This window comes from Kribbella sp. (genome assembly GCF_035687465.1).
In the GTDB taxonomy this organism is placed as follows: Bacteria; Actinomycetota; Actinomycetes; order Propionibacteriales; family Kribbellaceae; genus Kribbella.
This window is the reverse complement of sequence record NZ_DASRXP010000389.1, coordinates 1-3,742: the sequence shown is the minus strand read 5'-3', so window position 1 is coordinate 3,742 and position 3,742 is coordinate 1. Positions and strand designations below refer to the sequence as shown.

The following is a 3,742-nucleotide window of genomic DNA, read 5'->3' as shown; positions in this document are numbered from 1 at the left end:
CGCGGTTGCTCCCAGAGGTGCTCGATCGTCTGCAGCGACACGACCAGGTCGAAGGTGCCGTCGGCGAACCCGGTCTGGACCAGGTTGCCCTGGACGAGATTGATCTGTGGATAAGCCTTGGCGACGTGACGGAGCGTCGTACCTTCATAGTCGAGACCGAGAACGGAGTCCGCCCCGGCCCGGCGGAGCAACTCCGCGCCGTACCCCTCGCCGCAGCCGGCGTCGAGGACGCGGCCGGTCCGCGCCGGATCGGGGCGCCACTGAGCGGTGATCCAGCGATAGGCGGCCTCGTGGCGCGCGAACCAGTAGTTCTCGTGCCAGATCCCGGGGGCTGTTCTCTCGCCGGTGAGCGGTAACGTCTCGGTCACCTGGTCAGACTAGAGGTGCCTGACTGTGATGGGACTCGCACGCGACTTATGTTTCTCGCGAGTAACATCCGTGGCAGGCTGGGAGAGACCGTTAACCAGAAGGGGTCCCACACGCTATGAAGATCGTCGTCTGCGCGAAGTTCGTGCCGGATGCCACCGCGGACCGCCGCTTCCGCTCCGAGGACAACACGGTGGACCGCGCCGGTGTCGACGGGCTGCTGTCCGAGCTGGACGAGTATGCCGTCGAGACCGCGCTCACTGTGAAAGAGGCCGGTGATGCCGAAGTGACGGTGTTGACGGTCGGCCCGGAGCAGGCCGCGGACGCCATCAAGAAGGGCCTCCAGATGGGCGCCGACGCCGGCGTCCACGTGAACGACGACGGGATCCACGGCTCCGACGCCGTGGCCACCTCGCTGATCCTGGCCAAGGCGCTGGGCAGGCTCGAGGCGGACCTGGTCGTGTTCGGGATGGCCTCGACCGACGGTTCGATGGGTGTCGTGCCCGCGATGGTGTCCGAGCGGCTGGGCCTGCCGGGCGTCACGCTCGGCTCGTCGGTGACCGTCGACGGCAACACCGTGACGATCCGCCGCGATGGTGACACCGCCAGCGAGACCATCGAGGGCACGCTGCCGCTCGTCCTTTCGGTGTCGGACCAGTCCGGTGAGCCGCGCTACCCGTCGTTCAAGGGGATCATGGCCGCGAAGAAGAAGCCGGTCGAGACCTGGTCGCTGGCCGACCTGGAGATCCCCGCCGATTCCGTCGGCGGAGCGGCCGCGTGGACCGAGGTCACCGAAGTGACCGCCCGGCCGCCACGTTCCGCCGGCACCATCGTCACCGACGAGGACGGTAGCGGCGCTACCCAGCTCGTCGAGTTCCTGTCCACCAACAAGTTCCTCTGAGGGGCGACCAGAGCATGTCGAACGTTCTCGTTCTCGTTGACCACACCGGTGGCACGGTCCGCAAGACCACCGCGGAGCTCCTCACCATCGCCCGCCGCCTCGGCGAGCCCGTCGCGGTCTACATCGGCGACGGTGTGCAGGACGCCCTGCCGGCCCTCGGCCAGTACGGCGCGACCAAGGTGATCGCACTCACCAACCCTGAGCTCTCGCAGTACCTGGTGGCCCCCAAGGCCGAGGCACTGCAGCAGGTCGCGGCCAAGCTCGAGCCGTCCGTGATCCTGATCTCCTCCAGCGCCGAGGGCAAGGAGATCGCCGCCCGCCTCGCGGTCAAGCTCGACTCGGGCCTGATCACCGATGCCGTCGACGTCCAGGCGGGTCCGGTCACCACGCAGTCCGTGTTCGCCGGCAACTACACGGTCCAGGCGAAGGTCACCCACGGCACCGCGATCATCACGGTCAAGCCGAACGCGGCCACCCCCGAGGCAGCCGAGACCACGCCCGAGGTGGAGGAGTTCGACGTCTCCATCTCCGACGCCGCCAAGACCGCCCGCATCACCGACTCCAAGCCCCGCGAGGCCACCGGCCGTCCGGAGCTCACCGAAGCCGCCATCATCGTCTCCGGCGGCCGCGGCACCGGCGGCGACTTCAGCCCCGTCGAAGCCTTCGCCGACTCCCTCGGCGCGGCAGTAGGCGCCTCCCGCGCCGCCGTCGACTCAGGCTGGTACCCGCACGCCTACCAGGTGGGCCAGACCGGCAAGACCGTCTCCCCCCAGCTGTACGTCGCCGCCGGCATCTCCGGCGCGATCCAGCACCGAGCCGGCATGCAAACCTCGAAGACCATCGTCGCCATCAACAAGGATGAAGAAGCCCCCATCTTCGAACTTGTCGACTTCGGCGTCGTAGGCGACCTCCACAAGGTCCTCCCCGCCGCCACCCAAGACGTCCTCAACCGCAAGTCCTAACCCGCAGCCCCCACTCCACCCCCCTCACGGCCCGGCCCCTGCCATCCCCCCGGCAGGGCCCGGGCCGCCCCCTTTCCATCAGCCTGACCCCAGGCATCCCACCTGTCGCGCCCGCGCCTGCACCCCGACGTGCGCGCCGCCCGGCGCGAGCTATGCACCGTCGTTGCCATCGCGCAGGGAGTGGATCATGCTCTGCAGGCTCCGGAACGCGCCTGACTGCTCGGTCTCGGTCAGGCCGGCCAGCATTCTGACCTCGACAGACCGGACCGCTACGGTGGCCTTCTCGAGCCTCCGTCGGCCGCGAGGCGTGAGCCGGGTGGGAAGAACCTTCCCGACGGGTGCCTCCGCAGGCCTGGTCACGTGGCCCTCTCGTTCCAGGGCCTGGAGCAGCACGTTCATCGACTGTCGGGTCACGAACGCGCCCCGCGCGAGCTCGGAGTTCGACAGGCCCGGTCGCTGGGCCAGCAGTTCGAGGCAGGAGTAGTGCGTCACGGTCATCCCGAGCGGCCGCAGCACCTCCTCCATGGCTGCGCGGAGGGCGCTCGACGCCTCTTTCAGCAGGTAGCCCAGTGAGGTCTGCAGGTCGACACCGTCTTGACTCATGTCAGTATTCTGACATAGCTTCTTTCGTGTCAGAAGACTGACACGAAAGAAGGAGCATCATCATGCCCGCTACCGGCCCCGACTTCATCTCGCTCCAAGCGCGCGACCTCGCCGCTTCACAGGCGTTCTACGAGCAGTACCTCGGCCTCGTCCGCTCGCCGGCCGGACCTCCGCACGCCGTCGTCTTCGAGACCAAGCCGATCGCGTTCGCACTCCGCGACGTCGTTCCCGGCACCGATCTCGCATCCGTTGCTCAGCCCGGCATCGGTGCCGCGATCTGGCTCCACGCCACAGACGTCCAGGCCATTCACGATGCTCTCGTCGCCGACGGTCACACCATCGTCTCCCCGCCGATCGACGGCCCCTTCGGTCGGACATTCACCTTCGCCGACCCCGACGGCTACCAGCTCACTCTCCACGACCGCGCCTGATAGGCCAACGCCACCGACGATCACCGGACCCGAAGACCGCGGTTGCGCCGAAGGCTCGAGAATCCGGGCGACGTTTGTCTACCAGGCGCCTTGCTCATGAGCTGTTCGGGTGGCGTCCCGCGACGCTGGTGGTCACGATGCGCTAGGGGTGGTGGACGGCGTTTCGCCCTGATCGATCCGCCGTTATCGGTGCGGCGTCTGCGGGCACGTGTGGCGCCAGGACACCAGCCGTGCCGCCGAGCCACGGAAGCTCTCGCGCCGAGGGCTGCGGTGGGCCGCTGGAGGCGATCGTGGTCCAGCACCTGACCGTGGCCCGGATCGCCGACGGCCTCGCGGTTTCGTGGAACACCGCCAACGACGCGATCCTGGCCGAGGGCAAGTAGGTCCTGAGTAACGACGAGCATCGCTTCGACGGCGTCCACGTGATCGGGATCGACGAGCACGTGTGGCGACATACCCGCCGCGGCGACCAGTACGTC

General features: G+C 68.2%; 5 protein-coding genes and 1 pseudogene. 4 read left to right on the top strand and 2 right to left on the bottom strand.

Going from position 1 to position 3,742, the window contains the following annotated elements; all coding sequences use genetic code 11:
- A partial coding sequence (locus VFG33_RS20445; protein ID WP_325054512.1) for a class I SAM-dependent methyltransferase occupies positions 1-368 on the bottom strand: 368 nt, incomplete at its 3' end.
- 116 nt (positions 369-484) lie between these two features.
- Between VFG33_RS20445 and VFG33_RS20440 the strand changes: the two genes are divergently transcribed.
- Positions 485-1,267 carry an electron transfer flavoprotein subunit beta/FixA family protein gene (locus tag VFG33_RS20440; RefSeq protein ID WP_325054511.1) on the top strand — a complete coding sequence of 261 codons (783 nt, stop codon included), beginning with the start codon at positions 485-487 and terminating at the stop codon, positions 1,265-1,267.
- Positions 1,268-1,281: 14 nt separating this feature from the next.
- The gene (locus tag VFG33_RS20435) at positions 1,282-2,229 is read left to right on the top strand and encodes an electron transfer flavoprotein subunit alpha/FixB family protein (RefSeq protein WP_325054510.1); all 948 of its coding nucleotides are present in this window, start codon (positions 1,282-1,284) and stop codon (positions 2,227-2,229) included.
- Between the two features lie 150 nt (positions 2,230-2,379).
- On the opposite strand, the gene VFG33_RS20430 is transcribed toward VFG33_RS20435, so the two are convergent.
- Positions 2,380-2,832, bottom strand: a complete 453-nt coding sequence (locus VFG33_RS20430) for a MarR family winged helix-turn-helix transcriptional regulator (protein WP_325054509.1) — start codon at positions 2,830-2,832, stop codon at positions 2,380-2,382.
- Between the two features lie 62 nt (positions 2,833-2,894).
- Between VFG33_RS20430 and VFG33_RS20425 the strand changes: the two genes are divergently transcribed.
- Both VFG33_RS20425 and VFG33_RS20420 read left to right on the top strand, forming a co-directional pair.
- Positions 2,895-3,263: a VOC family protein gene (locus VFG33_RS20425; RefSeq protein ID WP_325054508.1), complete on the top strand. Its 369-nt coding sequence runs from the start codon at positions 2,895-2,897 to the stop codon at positions 3,261-3,263.
- 175 nt (positions 3,264-3,438) lie between these two features.
- Positions 3,439-3,742 (top strand): annotated as a pseudogene (locus VFG33_RS20420) (ISL3 family transposase); the annotation flags it as partial.

What these genes read in the sequence shown, in the direction of transcription:
- VFG33_RS20440 (WP_325054511.1), top strand. Translation starts at nt 485, where the DNA reads ATGAAGATCGTCGTCTGCGCGAAGTTCGTGCCGGATGCCACCGCGGAC.
- VFG33_RS20435 (WP_325054510.1), top strand. Translation starts at nt 1,282, where the DNA reads ATGTCGAACGTTCTCGTTCTCGTTGACCACACCGGTGGCACGGTCCGC.
- VFG33_RS20430 (WP_325054509.1), bottom strand. Translation starts at nt 2,832, where the DNA reads ATGAGTCAAGACGGTGTCGACCTGCAGACCTCACTGGGCTACCTGCTG.
- VFG33_RS20425 (WP_325054508.1), top strand. Translation starts at nt 2,895, where the DNA reads ATGCCCGCTACCGGCCCCGACTTCATCTCGCTCCAAGCGCGCGACCTC.